The sequence below is a fragment of the Candidatus Enterovibrio escicola genome (assembly GCF_002464935.1).
Taxonomy (GTDB): Bacteria; Pseudomonadota; Gammaproteobacteria; order Enterobacterales; family Vibrionaceae; genus Enterovibrio; species Enterovibrio escicola.
Window position 1 is genome coordinate 23,099 of sequence record NZ_NBYY01000011.1, and the last position, 16,781, is coordinate 39,879.

General features: G+C 37.1%; 14 protein-coding genes and 8 pseudogenes. 7 read left to right on the forward strand and 15 right to left on the reverse strand.

Going from position 1 to position 16,781, the window contains the following annotated elements:
* Window positions 1-84 precede the first annotated feature (84 nt).
* A pseudogene (locus tag BTN49_RS04245) lies at window positions 85-534 on the reverse strand (hypothetical protein); the annotation flags it as partial.
* 509 nt (window positions 535-1,043) lie between these two features.
* Between BTN49_RS04245 and BTN49_RS04250 the strand changes: the two are divergent.
* Together BTN49_RS04250 and BTN49_RS04255 are read left to right on the forward strand one after the other, a co-directional pair.
* Complete coding sequence (locus BTN49_RS04250) at window positions 1,044-1,625, forward strand: hypothetical protein (RefSeq protein WP_199399348.1); 582 nt, start codon at window positions 1,044-1,046, stop codon at window positions 1,623-1,625.
* Between the two features lie 33 nt (window positions 1,626-1,658).
* Window positions 1,659-2,960 carry an ISL3 family transposase gene (locus tag BTN49_RS04255; RefSeq protein ID WP_097356156.1) on the forward strand — a complete coding sequence of 434 codons (1,302 nt, stop codon included), beginning with the start codon at window positions 1,659-1,661 and terminating at the stop codon, window positions 2,958-2,960.
* 12 nt (window positions 2,961-2,972) lie between these two features.
* On the opposite strand, the gene BTN49_RS17320 is transcribed toward BTN49_RS04255, so the two are convergent.
* The 9 genes and pseudogenes from BTN49_RS17320 to BTN49_RS19635 all read right to left on the reverse strand — a co-directional run bounded on the left by BTN49_RS17320 (window position 2,973) and on the right by BTN49_RS19635 (window position 7,736).
* A complete protein-coding gene (locus BTN49_RS17320; protein WP_223823663.1) occupies window positions 2,973-3,185 on the reverse strand; it encodes a hypothetical protein in 213 nt (70 codons plus the stop codon).
* Between the two features lie 72 nt (window positions 3,186-3,257).
* Complete coding sequence (locus BTN49_RS17325) at window positions 3,258-3,785, reverse strand: hypothetical protein (protein ID WP_223823664.1); 528 nt, start codon at window positions 3,783-3,785, stop codon at window positions 3,258-3,260.
* Window positions 3,786-3,909: 124 nt separating this feature from the next.
* A complete protein-coding gene (locus BTN49_RS17330) occupies window positions 3,910-4,047 on the reverse strand; it encodes a hypothetical protein (protein ID WP_223823665.1) in 138 nt (45 codons plus the stop codon).
* A 124-nt stretch (window positions 4,048-4,171) separates the two neighbouring features.
* Window positions 4,172-4,660, reverse strand: a complete 489-nt coding sequence (locus BTN49_RS17335; RefSeq protein ID WP_223823669.1) for a MotA/TolQ/ExbB proton channel family protein — start codon at window positions 4,658-4,660, stop codon at window positions 4,172-4,174.
* A gap of 201 nt (window positions 4,661-4,861) precedes the next feature.
* Window positions 4,862-5,034 (reverse strand): annotated as a pseudogene (locus BTN49_RS17340) (IS1595 family transposase); the annotation flags it as partial.
* A gap of 944 nt (window positions 5,035-5,978) precedes the next feature.
* A complete protein-coding gene (locus BTN49_RS04270; protein WP_097356158.1) occupies window positions 5,979-6,173 on the reverse strand; it encodes a hypothetical protein in 195 nt (64 codons plus the stop codon).
* Window positions 6,174-6,607: 434 nt separating this feature from the next.
* Window positions 6,608-6,811 (reverse strand): hypothetical protein, encoded by a 204-nt coding sequence (locus BTN49_RS04275; RefSeq protein ID WP_097356159.1) that lies wholly within the window; start codon window positions 6,809-6,811, stop codon window positions 6,608-6,610.
* A 405-nt stretch (window positions 6,812-7,216) separates the two neighbouring features.
* Window positions 7,217-7,552, reverse strand: a complete 336-nt coding sequence (locus tag BTN49_RS17345; protein WP_223823666.1) for a site-specific integrase — start codon at window positions 7,550-7,552, stop codon at window positions 7,217-7,219.
* A 19-nt stretch (window positions 7,553-7,571) separates the two neighbouring features.
* Window positions 7,572-7,736, reverse strand: a complete 165-nt coding sequence (locus BTN49_RS19635) for a site-specific integrase (protein ID WP_338026456.1) — start codon at window positions 7,734-7,736, stop codon at window positions 7,572-7,574.
* 727 nt (window positions 7,737-8,463) lie between these two features.
* Between BTN49_RS19635 and BTN49_RS17355 the strand changes: the two are divergent.
* A pseudogene (locus tag BTN49_RS17355) lies at window positions 8,464-8,571 on the forward strand (IS5/IS1182 family transposase); the annotation flags it as partial.
* Between the two features lie 204 nt (window positions 8,572-8,775).
* Here BTN49_RS17355 and BTN49_RS04285 read toward each other — a convergent pair.
* Together BTN49_RS04285 and elbB are read right to left on the reverse strand one after the other, a co-directional pair.
* Window positions 8,776-9,470: pseudogene (locus BTN49_RS04285) on the reverse strand (IS1 family transposase).
* Between the two features lie 588 nt (window positions 9,471-10,058).
* Entirely contained in the window at window positions 10,059-10,700 is a 642-nt protein-coding gene (gene elbB / locus BTN49_RS04290; protein ID WP_097356160.1) for an isoprenoid biosynthesis glyoxalase ElbB, read from the reverse strand.
* Between the two features lie 578 nt (window positions 10,701-11,278).
* Here elbB and BTN49_RS04295 point away from each other — a divergent pair.
* Window positions 11,279-11,753 (forward strand): annotated as a pseudogene (locus BTN49_RS04295) (transposase); the annotation flags it as partial.
* 553 nt (window positions 11,754-12,306) lie between these two features.
* On the opposite strand, the pseudogene BTN49_RS21915 reads toward BTN49_RS04295, so the two are convergent.
* Window positions 12,307-13,180: pseudogene (locus BTN49_RS21915) on the reverse strand (IS982 family transposase).
* Window positions 13,181-13,271: 91 nt separating this feature from the next.
* Between BTN49_RS21915 and BTN49_RS19640 the strand changes: the two are divergent.
* Window positions 13,272-13,388, forward strand: a complete 117-nt coding sequence (locus BTN49_RS19640; protein WP_338026457.1) for a type II toxin-antitoxin system HicA family toxin — start codon at window positions 13,272-13,274, stop codon at window positions 13,386-13,388.
* A 58-nt stretch (window positions 13,389-13,446) separates the two neighbouring features.
* Window positions 13,447-14,022: pseudogene (locus BTN49_RS04315) on the forward strand (type II toxin-antitoxin system HicB family antitoxin).
* 602 nt (window positions 14,023-14,624) lie between these two features.
* Here the strand turns inward: BTN49_RS04315 and BTN49_RS21920 are convergent.
* Together BTN49_RS21920 and BTN49_RS21925 are read right to left on the reverse strand one after the other, a co-directional pair.
* Window positions 14,625-14,801, reverse strand: a pseudogene (locus BTN49_RS21920) (phage integrase); the annotation flags it as partial.
* A gap of 1 nt (window position 14,802) precedes the next feature.
* On the reverse strand, window positions 14,803-14,955 hold the full coding sequence (locus tag BTN49_RS21925; protein WP_423248250.1) for a phage integrase: 153 nt from the start codon (window positions 14,953-14,955) through the stop codon (window positions 14,803-14,805).
* A gap of 1,192 nt (window positions 14,956-16,147) precedes the next feature.
* Between BTN49_RS21925 and BTN49_RS04325 the strand changes: the two genes are divergently transcribed.
* Entirely contained in the window at window positions 16,148-16,366 is a 219-nt protein-coding gene (locus BTN49_RS04325; RefSeq protein ID WP_097356166.1) for a YdaS family helix-turn-helix protein, read from the forward strand.
* The last annotated feature ends 415 nt before the right edge of the window (window positions 16,367-16,781 follow it).

Here is a 16,781-nt window from a genome sequence, read left to right on the forward strand (position 1 = left end):
CTGTCGCTGTGTTGCTCATTTCGTGAACACCCATCCCCTGTTCCGTTGATTTTTCAAAAGCAGTTAAAAAGGTCACGTAATTTTTTAACGGTTGAATCCAATCGCTATCAGCGGCCAGGTAGTTATATAGTTATATAGTTCCATTCTTTCTTTGTGATGATTTGGTTTGCAACGATAGAATAACACTCTTGCTTCCAGCTTAGGATTAAGTACCTGAGCTTGCTTTATGATGCTGTTAACTTCTGTCGCTGCTAAGGGTCTTACGGGACTGATTAATAAGTCTGCACACTGTAATGCACTCCTTAATTCAGGGCTATCATAGCCCGCCGTGTCAACAATCACGATATCAGATCGTTTGTTAAGTAGAATTATTTTATCTTTGACTTTTCCGAAACTCTCAACTAACGGAAATAAAGGCAATTTGCGTTGTTTCCTTTCTTCGTACCAGTCTGAAATACTGTTGTTATTATCAGTTTTTACTACCGTAACTGTTTTACCTTTTTTCATCAGAAAAAAGGCTAAATTTACTGTTAATGTGGTTTTCCCATGCCGCCTTTATCCCCGCCAATGACTATGATCATGCTCTCACTCCCCTGTATGTTTTTTGCTACCACGTTAGTGGTATAACCTAGTCAATACCTATACAATATCTATATGTATTAACCTAGTTACTACTTCTACAATACTTTTATAAAATGGGTATGCGGATTTAGTGATTGATTTACACAGGATGTATTAATTGGTTGAAATCGGATTTAATGATTGGCATCATAAACTAAATACACTAGTATTAAGATCGTGGAGACATCCACAGCCGAACTCAGCGGCGACTCTGAGAAGACAAGGATTTAACCATGAAAACTATCTCTAATTGCTAAATTCTAAACTCTGGTAGCTTGCAACGACTAGCAACGAGAACAAGATTGCGAAGTTTTAGAGCGTCTTGATCGTCAAGTTGAAGAGTGGAACGAAGAAAACGAATCTTTCTGATCTGAACGATATTCCTCACGTTTTTGGTTTGGCTTCTAAAACCTCAACCTTAGATGGTATCAAAATTACTTACACCGAAGGCTTTAACTACGACAAATGCGACTCCGACTCTCTGTCTACAGGGAACCGAGGGACAGGATGATGTTTGGTCTGTAGAAAGCGTTACGGTTGTTGATGAAGATGGTAACGAGCTGAATGCACACGAATTGGCTGACTATCTGGATTCTGATTTCAGCAGCATTAATTACAGCGTACTTGAGATAGAGCAAATAATTGACGTGGACGTAGACGAGGAGTCTGAAATGGAAACATTTACACTTGATATCGATAACGCGCCAAACATTCGCTTTACTGGTGAACTGGTAGCAAATGTGGTTAGTTCTGATAATCAAGCTATGGGCAGTAGGCATAGCGCCCAAACTGGTCGTTGGACAGAGTTATTTCTTTACAAGACCAAAGGCAGAAAATTCATCTGTCATCAAGTTGGTCGCACTAGTTGGCAAAGTGAGCATGACCGTTTTAGCGGCAAGGTCTGTGAAACGCGGGAAGAGGTTAAAGAGTTTTTTGGCCACCGCTGGCTATCCAAAGCATTGTACGCTGAAGCTAGCATTGATGATGCAGTAGAAGTGGAGTGACAGCAAGGGGCTACGGCTCCTTTCTTTTTGACTATGAAAAATATTTTAAATTGGCCTGACTACAATGTTACTCAGATTCATGAATCTGAGTATGATTATCAAGTTTACGCTAAACTAAAATACCCGCCTTCATTTTGCATCCACTGCTACACATCTGATCTTGTTGGTTTTGGGAAAAGAACCGAAATTCTCATGGATATACCCAGGCACGGCAAGCGTGTCGGCATCCACCTAAATCGTAAACGTTTTAAGTGCCAAAGTTGTAATAAGACGTTCTACGAGCTTGTATCGCGCAAAGATGAAAAACGTAGGATGACTAAACGGCTTATTGAATACATCGAGCGAGAGAGCCAGAAACGTACATTTTTAAGTATTGCAGATGATATAGGTGTAGATGAAAAAACAATCCGTAACATATTTCAAGATTACTGCGAGCGTGAAGAAGAACGACTGAAATGCGAAATGCCAAAATGGTTAGGAATTGATGAAATTCATATCATCAAGAAACCTCGATGCGTGTTAACCAATATTGAGCATCAAACAGTCATTGATATGCTCGACAACCGTAATAAATCAACTCTACTTCGCTACTTTACAAAACGCAAAGACAGAGAGCGTATTGAATTTGTCGCAATGGACATGTGGCATCCTTATAAGGACACGGTAGAAACCATTATACCGAATGCCACTATCGTCATAGATAAGTTCCACGTAGTCAAAATGGCCAACGAGTCGTTAGAGCGTGCAAGAAAAGCAATACGTAGCCAACTTACGCCACAACAGCGCCGTGGACTACTAAAGGATAGGTTTGTACTGCTAAAGCGAAAGCACGAACTCTCAGATGCGGAATACTTACGTTATTCTAGCTGGATACTTAACCATCCCGAAATGGGAGAAGCTTACGAACTTAAAGAGTCTTTCTTTGGCATTTGGAACAGTCAGACGCGTGATGAAGCTCAGCAAGCTTACTACGCTTGGCTACGACTGGTTTCACCTAAAATGACGCGGTATTTCGATCCGCTAATCAAAGCTATGGGTAACTGGCACAATGAAGTTTTTGCGTACTTTGATCATCCAATAACGAATGCTTATACGGAAAGTCTCAACAACCTCATTCGAGTTATGAACCGTACTGGTCGAGGTTATAGCTTTGAAGCTCTTAGAGCTAAAATGCTATTTACTGAAGGATTCCAAAAAGTGAAACATCCACTATATCAACGAGATCCAATTCATGATGATGCCATTAGCTTGTTTGATATGGCTGCGGAACCGCAAATAGCAACGAACTATGGTTCGAGCATATCAACTTTGATCAAAGAAGTTGAAAGGGATTAAAAAAGTCCCATTTCACTCACTAAATCCGCATACCACAATTTCATTCATGGCGTTAGTCAACTTCACGTAGTCCTCAACAAACCGACCACTGACTTGAGCTAGCGCTTGACCCATCTCATTCATCACTCGGTTAATTTCCTGCTGCATCGCAGCATCAATGAGTTTTAGCTGTGAATCAACGGCTTCCCCTGTTAATCCAATCTTCTGCTTAACTTGCTCTTCCATCGCACCAAATGTTCGTTTAGCTTAGTTAATTTGCTGTGTTGCAGCGTCATCAATCACTTCATCAAGTTTTTATTATAGCTTTTCAGCTGACTTCACTACAATATCTCGCATTTGCTCTGTATCCCTGACTAAATCCTTGTTTGCTTTTTTCATGGTCGCGGTCATATCTTTGGCATCAGTTACTAGCTTTTCAGTCATATCTCGGATAGTGCTGTTGAGATCGCTTCCCGCATCTTGTAAGTGTTGCTTAATCACTTCGGTTTGAGATTGCAGCACATCAGAGCTTGTTTGCAAGCTCTGGTTAGTTTTAGCAGCATTATTCGTGAATTCCTTTGCTGCTATATCAATGCTTTTACTGATAAGATCTGAGCTTCCCGTTAAACGAGTACCGACGCTAGTGATCCCTTTCTTTGTTTCACTGGCAAACTTTTCAAGTAGCTCGTTTGAGATCTTCACATGCTCTTTAATGTAGTCATCTGACTCTGAAATGAGCAATTTATAATGCTCGCTTACTGTGCTCACAGCAGCAGAAATGTCATTAGTTGTATTCTGCACTTGCTGTCTGATCTCTAGCACTGCTTTAATGGCTTCATCACGCATTAACTTGAACGCTTCTAGATGACGCTCAAGTTCAGTAAGTTGATGCTGATTCAATTGCAGATATAACATCTACACCTTGAGCATATTGTTGCTGCATTTGTTCTAGCTGAAGCTTATAGTTTTTTTACCTATCTACCAGTTTATGGTCGGCCTCATTTAACTGTTTAAAGTTTTCACTGAACTGTTCAGTTAAGTTGTGGTTAAAGTCTAAAATGACTTGCTTAAGTGCTTCAATTACCTGTTCGGTTGCCGATTCTGACAAGGTATCAGCAAAATCTTATAGATTAAGCCATAGTTTCTTAGAAAAAGTATCAAAGCTTTTTTGTTGCTTAACAGCTTGCTCTTGTGCATCTTTTACTGATAGTTTTGCATTATCATTCATGTCACTACGTAGTGATCCTTAACTGGCCAAATAATGTCGACTCTTCGTTACCTACCAATGCATCTTTTAGAAGTTTTATTTCCACAACCTGCGCTTGAATTACACCAAGAATAGCTTCTGGTGTTGTACGATAAATAATATCTAGAACTTGTTTAGGCTTTAAATATGAAAATGTTGACAAGGTTTTAAATATTAATGATGAAAAGATACCAGCCAAGCTGGTAATGAATGCTGTTTTCAACCCATTCAGCAAAGGTGGTATACTTGCCTCAATATCAAGCTGATTAAATTCTAACAATCCCAATACAATGCCTAAAAACGTGCCGAATATACCCATAGTCGTTAACAAAGTAGGTACGTATTCCACGAATTCGACTTGTTGTGCTTTTTTAAACCAAAGACCTTGTACGAAGATACTAGCCATCGTAATTAATATGGCACTGTTAACAATATCCGTATTGAACTCGCGCAATAAACTTTTTAATATTTCCATATCCACTCTATCTTCTTTGATTAATATGCCTATATATTCTAATTCAGGGTTATGTATTCAATAAGTTGAATAGTTCGTTGGTATGACAGGAAACAAAGTTATCGATTACTACAAATATCATGTGTATTAACAAGGCGTTGTAATGCATGAAAGAATTAATTTTCTATACGAAATTTAACTTATTGAAGACACAACCATAATTCAGTACAAATGTACCAGTGCGGTAATTACTAAGATTATTAATAGTCTATTATGGATCACTAGTTCCATTTTTCTTCGATTGAACCTATAACAAAGCTCACTGAGGTATTCTTGCAGGTACTTTCCCTAAACGCTATGACATATTTATATAAAAATGCTTTCAAATTACCTATTTCCCGTAATTATTCAAGAGGTTTTATTGACTAAATCAGTGTCAACTACTCAGCAATGCCGTGATCTGATCAGTAACGATAGTGTTTTGTAGCCTATTAGATGAGTAAAGTCATTTACTGAATCACCAGTAAGCTTGAGTATAATCAAGATCTAGTTAAACAAACCTACTTAATCTTTATTATTAGCACTGAAACCCCATCAATTAAATTTAGCAATGGCATGCAGGTAACCAATTGACCTAAAATACATTTTATGTTTAAATCAAGTGGTTTATTGTCATGCGTTTATCATTAATGGGGTTATGTTAACTAAACGAGTTATTCATTACCATCAGGAAAGTCAGACTTAGAAAGTGTCCTTCATAACCTGATTTTTTCTGATAAAATCAAAACCATCAGTAGAATGTTCAAAATTTCATATCAAAACTCCGTACTTTTTCTTTGCGGAAACAACACCTTATGTATTACCAACAAAAACCCTGTTATTTACAGTTTCAATGAGTTTTAATTCTATATACACTTTTGGCCTAGCCATTATGTTCACCTTATGTAACTTTTGTTATTGATTGGTTTGTTAAGTTATTTATATATCCATCTAATCTTATTAGCTCTAGCGTATTTTCCCTGCATCAATGGTTATTATCTATAGTCTTTTTCGTGTATTTATGGTTATTAGGTTCTATCGCATAAATCCTTTGCAAGGCTTGATCTTTAAGCGGATATGGCAATTTGAGCAACTGGTTTACTACCGTGTTGATGAAATCCATTACTTTGCTTTGATAACCCAACTCAGTGCTGTTTAAAGCCATGAATATATTGGTAACAAACTTTGTTAGGTGTGCAAGAACTTCATCTTTAAATGAGCGGATAATAGCCAATATAATTTATTTTCTGGCTCGTAGCTTAACCAGTTGTTCACTCAGAATCTGGTTATTTCATTTTAACTAGTTTCTATTTTCTTCTAGTAACAATAACTCACCTTTAGTGATATTGAGTTGATTATTGGCAGAGTTGAGTTCTTCTTTCACATTATTAACTTCTATGTTTAAGGCGTTTAATTTCTCTAATTGCCTTTCTATCATTCGATTATGGTAATTGTACTCGCGATCTAACTTAGGTAGTTTGCCCTCTCTATTCATTTCTTTCGTTGCTCAGAGCATCCCTCTGTTTCAGGAGCAAGAACTGCAACTAACCCCGTGCGTTTAAACAGATGATCGTTACCATATTCAAAATCCATTTTCTGCAAAATCTCTCCAAAGAACCTCTTTTCCTCTTTTGATAAATGGCTTCTTAGTGGTAATCACTTATCTCTCAATCCTTGTTTAATAATATTATCATTGACTACAGATCGCTGTGTTTGCAGTAAAACAAATCTGCCAGTCTCTGAGTTTTACCTGACAAAAATAGTGGGTATATCCACTTGTTTTTTCATCTTTATCACGCTCATCACCATGACCAAAAATCGCTTTTATCGGATATTGATAAAAGTGATGATTTCAAAACTTCGCTGTAAACAACACGTACTCATTAATTGATATTAATTCGTTGCTAATCTGCCATTGTCTCAGAATCTTCAATAGCCCTTCTTGTTGTGATCACGGATCGAAAGCTCAGGCGCAATCTGGTAAAGCATCAGTATTTTTTCTTCATCTGGAAATGCATTTAAGGGTAGAATTTCTCCATTACGCCAGAGCACATTTAGCTGCTGAAATTCTGCTGCCCCCTCAAGTTTTTTCGGGGGCTTCTCTTTGGTCACAATACGAAGTGAATGCGCCAATGATCTTTCACAACATGCACGATTTTTCTGGCTAAATGTAAAGTTTTATCGACGATGGGAAAATCTGACTTCGTTCATTTTCGACCTCCTTGAGGTAGAGTTAGAGAATCAAGAGAAACATATCTTGCCTGCATCTTTTGCGAAGCAAACGCGCAGCGAGTTGCTTTACCATCACATTTTTCAAATGCACGCATGCTAAATTGGTTTCAAGAATCATAAAGTTCATCATACATCCTCCACCATGGTTTAAAGGAACTCGAATAACTGAGGCTTTTTTGTAATATTCTCAATAGAGTTGTAGCAGAATCAGGCACAGCAGGTAACCAGATTGTTCTTTTTAGTCTCGGTAAGCCAAACGCATCTTGAAAATGTTGTGATGCTAGCAAAGCGCCGTTAGGCACATCTTCACGGAGCAATTTTCCATAATGCATATCCGATTATGTTAGTGCCCGTGTGATCCATTTGATTGGATATCCACTCTTTACTAATACCCACTGTTAAGCACTCTGCAGCGAAGGTATGTCGAAATTGGTCAGCCCCTCGATGTGCTATACCAATCTTTTCTAAAAATGGATTAAAAAAGGATTTGCCAAATTGTCTGGCGTTAAGAAAAGGCTCGCGTGTGCTGCTATTGAGAAATAAAAAGTCTATAGACTCTTTACGAAAACTTTTGTGGTCTCGCTGTAAAATATTAACAGTTTTTCTGCGACGCTCACCTGTGAACGTTGACTGATTTTTCAAAAATCTTAACACTAGCTGGTTAAGTTAAACCATACTGTAAAGAGCTAAGTGTTTTGGGGAATTTATAATAATTAAGCACTCGTGCATGGCGAACATAAAGAGTGCTTATCTGCCAGTCTATATTATCCCAAGAAAGCGCAATCAGTTCGCCAATGCGAAGGCCTGTTAATATATTAAGAAGCACCGCATTTTTGCCATGCTAGCACACATCCTTGCATTCATGCATAAATGCAATTTCTGCTTTGTTGAACGGGTACGGTTCGTTTAGTTTGTTCTTTAAGTTTTCGATTCCTTCCATTGGGTTTTTATCAATAAGCCCATCACTCATTGCTCTATAAAGAATTGCACGCAAGATCGTTAAATAACCATTTATCGATTTGTTGAAAAGTGCCTATGCCATCGCATGCTGAGTTGAAGAATATCACTATGTATTACTAAGTCAATAACTCGTTTACCGATCATTCTTTATGTTTTCTTCCTTGCTTGATTTTGAAATTAACGTAAATGGTGCCACACTAGAACGTCGTTCATTCAAGTAATTTTCTAGATATTCATTTATCGTTTGTATTTCTATAATTTTTTATTTTGGCAGCTCGGAATTTTTGCTTTTTCATGACCGGATTACGACCATTCACCAATGTCATAAAACTTAAATACTCCTTTAGAAACAACACGTAACCATTACTTTCTCTTTGATAGATATATAGTTAGAACGAAACGTGATTAAATTTATGTATATTTATCAACTAAGTTGGATAACGGTTTTTAGCCATATAAGTCAGGTTTAAGACGTAAAGATAGGAGTTTAATTTTTCGACCGAAAGTCACAGCAGCAAAGACTTAAAAGTATATGAGCCAGCCAAGGATGTGGAGTGGATGTCACCACAAACCTAAATGTATACTGCTAAAGTGAATGGAAATCGCGTAAACATGGTAAGAAAAATCGGCGTATCTGGCACAAACTGTATCTTGCCGTTGATGTGTCTACTCATGAGTATATCGCTGTAGAAATTGCCCTAGTGATGTTAAATGTTCTGTTGCACTTGCTGCTGATACGAAAAAAGAGTGACTTCAAGTAAGTGATCGAGCATGGGAGTAAAATTCATGGCTATGAAAACACCCCTTAATTTGGAGGTAATATAGTAAAACAATTTCAGAAAGAAATTCCTCACTAATAAGGCTATGGTGCCTGCTGGTCATGTCTTCAGTAGGTTGATTATGGTTTAAAGGTAATACTCCCGTTCAATGAATATACCGATCACTTTGTCGTGTATTTCCGTTAATCTGGAGTATCTAATTATTTTTCGGTTGAGTCGTTTTAAGCGTGTACGGAAGGTTAAAAATTCCCTCTCAATTCATTGAGTATAAAGCTTGTCAACAATATGCTTATTTTCGGGAAGGATATCGTACATATTGAAACCGTCCGTGCACCAACATGACACATCGAATATTGATAACCGATTGAAAAGTAAATTGAATATCTTTCTTTTACAACACACAAATTCGTAAGCAATAATTTTCTTCAATTGTAGTTCCCTAGTAGACCATAGCCAGCGAGGGATCTTTTTGTCACCAACTAAAGACCATTTCGCATCTATTTTACAGATAAGCACCACTTTCTGTACATCAAGAAGGAATATAGTTACACAGCCTAGTGTAAGTTTTTTAAAACTCTGACAACTGCATTAATGTTGATGTGTAGCACTCGAGAGGAGTCAAGAATACCAGAATTATTCATAGTGAGTTCAATAATTTGCTCTTTTATCCCCGCCTGACAAGCCCTGTATGTATATTCAAGCTAGAAGGTTCAGCAACAAACTTGGTAACGATAGAGTTGATGTCCACCAAGACCCATACCCTGCTTTTTAACCGTTTTTGTTTGCGGGAGAAAATAACATTTAACATCAATAGTAACTATAAGGATCACCCTGAAAAAACAGGGTTTTTACACGAAGAAAAATCTGTTAAATACATGACCTTTAAGAAGCGCACAACTATTAGTGATCGGATTCATAAATGAGTTGTCATATTATTTTCAATAAAATGATGAAATCCTATGGTATAGGAGATTAAAAACTAAGAGGTATATCACGTTCTCCATCAAGTGAAATACACAAACTAGTGGAGAGTCAACCAACATAAACTATACTATCTGCATCCAGTTTTCGTTATGAAATAAGTTTAATCTTTTATTATGATAATTCAATGATTGACATATGAAGTTTCATGTCGTGAAATACCTTTCTGTTAATATCTATATTTAATCCACTTGCAATTCATAAAAATTAATCTAAACATTAATTCTATTATTTAGGCACTTCATTATTTAAATAACTTCACTACCAATATTAAATTCTTTAACTTCTTTTCGGAAAACCAATAATATTCCAGTTACAATGTCGAACAAAATATCGAAACAATATTACTTTATTTCTTTATCGGTTTCGGCTACACACGCATTGTGAATAATAAGTGACATAAATCATCGCTATAATAGAAAAATATGTCATTTAATTTCTCTAGCCAACTTAGATATTAATTTATTAATACCTTCCTTTGCCTCAATGATATTTCTTGCAAGCATGTAAGCAGGAGTTGTAACTATATGATTATCATTATCACAAACTATATTAACCACCTCACACTCAACATGAGTGCCTCCATTTCGTTCGATAAATAGAGAAGTATCTTTACAATGACCTATTGTGCAAATTGGCTTTTTATAAATAAAAGGAAGAACTATAGGAGCTATACACATAAGACCAACCCATTTCTTTCTTTTCTTAAAGTTACAAAGTATTTCTTTAAAAGAAGGTAATATCTCAAAATCTAAACCTTTTGCGAAGTTGGACAGATTTTTAGCCACCCCAAAACCACCAACAACAACAAGTGATTGAAAATCATCAACATTAAGTGATTCAAGGGGAGATATATGACCTCGCGTTAACCTAGCCGATTCAACTAGAACATTTCTTACGTCTCCCTCGGTATTGTCAATATGATTTACCGAATTAAAATCCATTGAAGGTGCAAAACAATTATATGACAAGCCTTGCTCTTCTAGGCTAAGAAGAGTTAAAATAGCTTCGTTAACTTCTGAACCATCAAAAACTCCACACCCACTTAAAATAACTGCTACTTTTTTCATTTTAGTTCCTAATTTTAGTTAAAAATTAAACCGTTTTGTCATTCTGATATGCTTCCCTAACATCAATAATAATATTTATTATTTCATCAACACTCTTATTTAAAAAACACTATACAATATCCTCGATAAACCCATTCAAATTGAAAACATCTACATAAGTACCTCCTAAAGAAACTTTTGGAACATTTATTCTATGAAATTCTATTATATACACGGATGTTCTATGGAGCAATATATTATGCATTCGTCTTTTTACTACTGATTCATTGTCAATTTTATCATGGGTTCAATAAGTTTATTTCCATCTAGAAAATGGATTTTCCATGGTTATAAGTCCTGTTAGGAAACAGGATATTTGCAGTAATAGATAACTAGTCAATAAGTCATAATAAACGAATAATTTAACTTATTGAATACATAAGCATCAAATTTAACTTTCGACAAAATCATCCTTAGTTCAGTAAACTTCCTTCGAGAGGGATACCACATAGTTTTTTTGACATGCTTTATTTCCCCAATATCTGAACTAATCGCAATTTCTACGATCAGATCTTAATGGAATTAAACGGGAAGTTATCTTGGGCAAGGCCCTGCACAAGATCATCAACTGGAAACAATATAATCAAGCATTAATAAACCGTAGTTCAGTCATTTTTTGGATACCGCGATTGAAACGGCACTGATGATGAAAGGTATGTTCAAGCTCCCACTTCGTGGATTAAAAAGCTTTCTTAATTCGGTTCCTCTGTTGATGAATATCCCGCTGAAATCCCCTACATACACTTGTATTATTAAGCGTTTAAAAATCGTAGAATTTAAGTACTATTTACCGAATCAGGGAGCTGTCGCCCACGTCGTGATCGCTGCAGCAGTTAGCATAGTTCCTGTTGGTGACAATGCGGTTTTACCTACATTGCTTAACCCATTAAGACGAAAGATACAACAGGTCAGTACTTATGGAACCTATGACATAAAAGCGTGTCACCACGTACTGAAAAATAAAGGAATAACACTCAGTATTTACCTCGAAACAATGTAGGGTACTGGGAAGAATAGCATCCTAGAAATGAAGCTGTAAAGACGTTGAAATGATGACAAACTGTCGGAGTGAAAAAGAACCTCTAGATTCTTGAATTAAAAAAGCATGTTAAAAAAATCAGATTGAGATAATTAGAGTTCTTTGAACTCTAATTATTCTTCCCCTGATAAATCTAGAGATTTGCCGCACCTAATGATCAAGCTAATAAAAACAAAAGAATTAAATAACATAAGAACAAATAAACAGAATGGCAGGCATACCCATGCTCCGTGCTGGTTGATCTATGCTTACATGTAGAGACAGTGAGGAGCCGATAAGCGGAGCGTCATCAGTTGCTTTCTCCACGGTTAACTAGATCGATCTAGTTACTTTTTCGTTACCTTCCACAAAGTGGAATATTGAGTGTAGCGAGAATTCGACTCTATACTAAGAGGTAGTTAAATTTTTGATTTAAATCTAATTGGAGTTCAATGGGTTCTTTTGTTTGTTATACATATCAAAAGTGGTTATAACAACCCAATATTACACAAAAGAGAGGAATGGTGAAAAGAAGAGAGTTAATTAACCTCAGATCCGCATAAGCGCTTGCTTATCAAACCTAGTCATCTTAATGATCGGCTTTTTGGGTTGAAATGAATACGCAATAAGCAACGCCAGCAAGTTGACCATAAAGCTGATTCAACTACGGTGCCGAGAATGCTCCATCTGGGATATATTTTTAGTTCGTCAAAAACAATTTTAATAAAAATTATTACGGAGCATCAGGTGGTTCCAAAGTTTTATCACTTTGGGTTTCATGTTTTTTTACACCCATTATCAATGTCACTCCCTTGTCTGCCAGTTCCCGCTCCAATGGACCATTGGTATAACCTTTATCTCCGGATAAACACCCCAAAATCTCATCAACTATTTCCAATACAGGCTTTCTATCATCCACGTTAGCCGTCGTCACTTTGACTGAGATAATGCCACTTTAGTCAATTGATAATAAAGGTGTAATTTGAAACCTTAGAACCACCCTATCATTCCTTTTCCTCGCTTCGCGATACTTTGAAAAATCTGATATCTGAGAATGCGTAGGTTGTGATAAGCTTGTAGCTTTGACGGATCAACGAAAGTAATCCCTATCGGCCTTATCTAAGACGGTGAGTGAGGTAAAAGCAAAGCGGAGCAAAAACACTCTGCATGAGCTTAAGTATTCGCGTATAGCTGATTAATGCAGGAAATTTGTTGGTGCGGTAGCGGCAAACAAGGTGGGTGTAATAAGTTTTAAAGTCTCGATATCCTGATTGATGGAAGGATATCACTATCATCATCACTTCGCTAACTAAGAGGCAAGAAGGTTTGTTTCTTTATTTGAAACCAAAAAAATTAGGTGTTTTTCCCATGCAGGGAGGAAAGTCTGGCAGAAGTTGATAAAAACGGCATCTAACTTGTTCATGCATAAAGTCTTTGTGCAGTCAATATTTTATTTCAAACGATCAAATCACGATTTGGATATTTAGTTCATTTCTTATGCGCAGTTCAGGTTAATTAAAGAGGTAGAGGTAGCAGGTTTAGAGTTGATCAGAGTCAAAGCAAGTCATCACCAATTCAGACACACAGACCAAAAACTACCGCTCACAATGCCTCCTCCAAAGAAGGATTGAGGAATAGGACTTATGAAAGCAATTAGAAAACAGGCGAAGCTATAAGCCTCCTGATTCTATGGTTCACTCAGGAGAGAGCAATCCGATTGCAATTGAAACAGGCGACGACAACACCGAGTTTGGCGTTGTATTCCCTGACGCTGCGGATTATTTTGAGGATAACGACAGCTACGAAAATGCCTTAATTAAGGCAAAAGAAGCTCTAGAGTTTTACTTTTAAACGCTTGCCGATGTTAGCGAAGTCCCCCCATTAGCAAGTAGTGTTAATGATCACTTCGATAAAGAAGAGTTCAAAGGTTGGGTGTTGGCGCTGATAGATCTTGATATTGAGTCGTTCCTAGGGAAATCAAAGAAATATAACGTGTCACTGCCTACGTTCCTACGTAAAAAATTAATGATGCCGTCAATGAACACAAACATTACGGCGGCTTTTCTCAGTTCGTTCAAGAGGCCGTTGTTAAAGAGCTATCGCGCTGTGAACTACTCGGCACTAAAGTACCTAGCTTCCACGATAATAGCGTTATTACTGATCGTCCTTAATCGGGCGATATTTCTTATTTCGCTTGCTGCAACTCGAGAGTATCGAGTTTTAAGCACTTTCCATAAGCAGGAACTGCTATCTATCTTCTTTTAATTCCAGCAAGCCTTTATTGCAGACTTCTTAACCCAACGAAGTTGGGGTGGTTTACTTAAAATCAAGCGGTTATTTGTTAATTATTCATCTTTATCTGGACGGGTTTAAACATGTTTTGACGTATCGGAGGTCAATTTACGCTCACCCTCCTAGAGGGTTGAGCCGGATAACATCACCCAAATAATCAGGCGAAAAATCAGCGTATAGTAGCATGGGATTTATATCGCCATGGCCAAAGATCTTCTGCAGTACCAATATGTTTCCACCATTCATCATGAAGTAACTTAAAACAGTATGCGCAGAACGTGACTCGCTTACCCCTTTGTGGGGTTCAATTCAAGATTTTTAACAATACTATACAAATCAACATAATAACTATTAAATAAGTGACCAGATCCTTTTTGTTTAAGCTGCGCATTAAGCTTGTATCCAACAGGGATAGGTTTATTTTTATTGTTCTTGGTATCCAAAAACGTAACCAGACCATGAGTCAGCTGCTCCCCTCGCAAATCATTCGCCTCACTCCATCTCTCTCCCGTACTTAGGCATAGTTTTGCAATTATTGCAGAGTCACCTTGTAGGCGATGGAGTAGTTAGTTGATCTAATAGTGAGATCGGAACCCCATTTGAAATACCTTCTCCCTAAGCTTTATTATCCATTTAAAGGGGTGCGCATGGTGATACTCGCCAGTATCAATGAGCGCGGTAAAAACGCTGCCTAGGGCGTTATGCTCTCGATTAAGCGATAATGCCTGAATGCCTACGTCCATTCGTGACGCCCTACAAGCATATAAAGAACAGCTTGGTTATCTGGTAGGCTCTGTGGTGCCCCATGATCTTGTCAATTTTTAGCAGCCGTTGTTGCTCGCACTTTCCTCTCTTTAGTGTTTGCCCGTAAAGCTTGTACCAAAGCGTGATGACCTCAGATAGCACTCTCTTATTATCCGGCCTGTCTTGTCAGTCCGTGTCATCAAAGTTGGTAAGGACAAATTTTTTATAATGAGTCGCCTCGGTTTTACAATCATACTTTTTACGATACCGTTTTCCTTTCATACCAGCAGGTCTGACATCCACCGATGTATTAGCCACTATCGAGCTTCTGAATAAACATATTCAATCCCCTAGAATAAGTCATCATTGGTTACTCCACTACATAAACCGGAGTCTAACCAAAGGTTTAGCCAGTTATCTTGTCTGATTGATCTTGTTTTGTTTCGTATTACCAAAAGTGTGCGAGAGCCAGACTGATTTATCCGGATTTTGGCTCAATTTAATCAAATATAAACCACATTGTGTATTTTTAACATCTTGAATGTCCTAGAAATTTTTGTATAACGTTGAGTCCCATTACGGCTCTGTCTAACTCGTAGTCTGTAAGCGAATTATATGAAATTCCAGTCAAATCACAAACCGCATTTCGGCTTATCTATTCGCTTTCGCGCATGATGCTCAATTTTTCATACGTATTTATTGACATGATTGATTATCTCCAATATTCCTGTGTCATTCCATAAATTACATGTTGTGTGAATATACTCAGACAGGTCTGGATATATAACCCTAAAGGTTATCACAGATGGAAAATGAACTAACCATACCCCCTCGTACATAACCCCTCTGGGACTATCTAGACTTTATGGCCTATCGGAAGGCTCAGTGAAAGAGATATGTCATCGCGGGTAGTTACCTTGTAAAAAACGCCTGAACCGATTTAATAGGTGCAGAGTCAGTAATCGAACAAACCAACTTATTTGGTTGCTGAATTAATACAACATTTTTGTTAGTAAACAATGAAAGTTAATTAACATCAATTATTTAAAAGCATTTTCCGCGCTAAACGGCTATTTCGAAGTAGAATGCTTAGCTATAACTTATATGGCAGATATTCCTTGAAAATTTAAAGTCTGTGAAAGTATTAACAACGATATATTAAAGCGCTGTTATCTCTACACTAGCGTTGCATTTATCGACCGAGAAAGACCAAATAAACTTATTGAAAATAGCAGTGGCGCAAACTTGTTAACTTTGAAGTGATTACCATTTAAAATATGACTAAGAATGCGCTTAGCTTATACTTGGTTAAGTATTAAAATAACAATTAAAGCTGGTTTTCTGGAGGTTTGAAATGTCTACCATACAACATTCTGTTGTAATATTAGGAGGGCAAACCGCATTAACCAAGCTATTAGGTATTAGGCAATCCCACGTATGGAACTGGATCAATCGTAAACAACAAACCCCCGCTAGGTACATTCGTGCAATATCGGAAGCTACAGGTGGCAAAGTATCAATTAAAGATTTATTAACTGATCATGAAAAGAATATGAAATTAGAAATCAATTGATCGATTTAAATAATCACCTATTCACTCAAATGGAACGTTTGTCTAATGAAAGTCTTTCTGATAAGGACCTATAGAAAGAAATCAAGCGTATAAAAGCCGTGCCCTTGATATCGAAACAAATTGTTGATAACGCTTCTTTGGTGCTTTCTGATCAGAAATTTCGTACTGAATATACGGGCAAAGTTAAACTTCTATTAATGATTGAGGATAATACTTATACCTAAAGTAGGATACCGTTTATACAGTGATAAAGAAAAAACTTTTTAAAAAATAACTGTGCCTTACCTAGAAAGGAGCAAATTGATCTTTTTAATCAATAGTATGCTGCTCAGGTACAGATCTCCGCGATCACGGCATTTTGTAAACATCATGATTGGATGACAGTGTGTGATGGCCGATTTGAGATAGGTAATCA

Bases quoted from the DNA above. Each gene is read 5' to 3' on its own strand.
- BTN49_RS04250 (WP_199399348.1), top strand. From the start codon at position 1,044: ATGGTATCAAAATTACTTACACCGAAGGCTTTAACTACGACAAATGCG.
- BTN49_RS04255 (WP_097356156.1), top strand. From the start codon at position 1,659: ATGAAAAATATTTTAAATTGGCCTGACTACAATGTTACTCAGATTCAT.
- BTN49_RS17320 (WP_223823663.1), bottom strand. From the start codon at position 3,185: ATGGAAGAGCAAGTTAAGCAGAAGATTGGATTAACAGGGGAAGCCGTT.
- BTN49_RS17325 (WP_223823664.1), bottom strand. From the start codon at position 3,785: ATGCGTGATGAAGCCATTAAAGCAGTGCTAGAGATCAGACAGCAAGTG.
- BTN49_RS17335 (WP_223823669.1), bottom strand. From the start codon at position 4,660: ATGGAAATATTAAAAAGTTTATTGCGCGAGTTCAATACGGATATTGTT.
- BTN49_RS04270 (WP_097356158.1), bottom strand. From the start codon at position 6,173: ATGAATAGAGAGGGCAAACTACCTAAGTTAGATCGCGAGTACAATTAC.
- elbB (WP_097356160.1), bottom strand. From the start codon at position 10,700: ATGAAAAAAGTAGCAGTTATTTTAAGTGGGTGTGGAGTTTTTGATGGT.
- BTN49_RS04325 (WP_097356166.1), top strand. From the start codon at position 16,148: ATGTCTACCATACAACATTCTGTTGTAATATTAGGAGGGCAAACCGCA.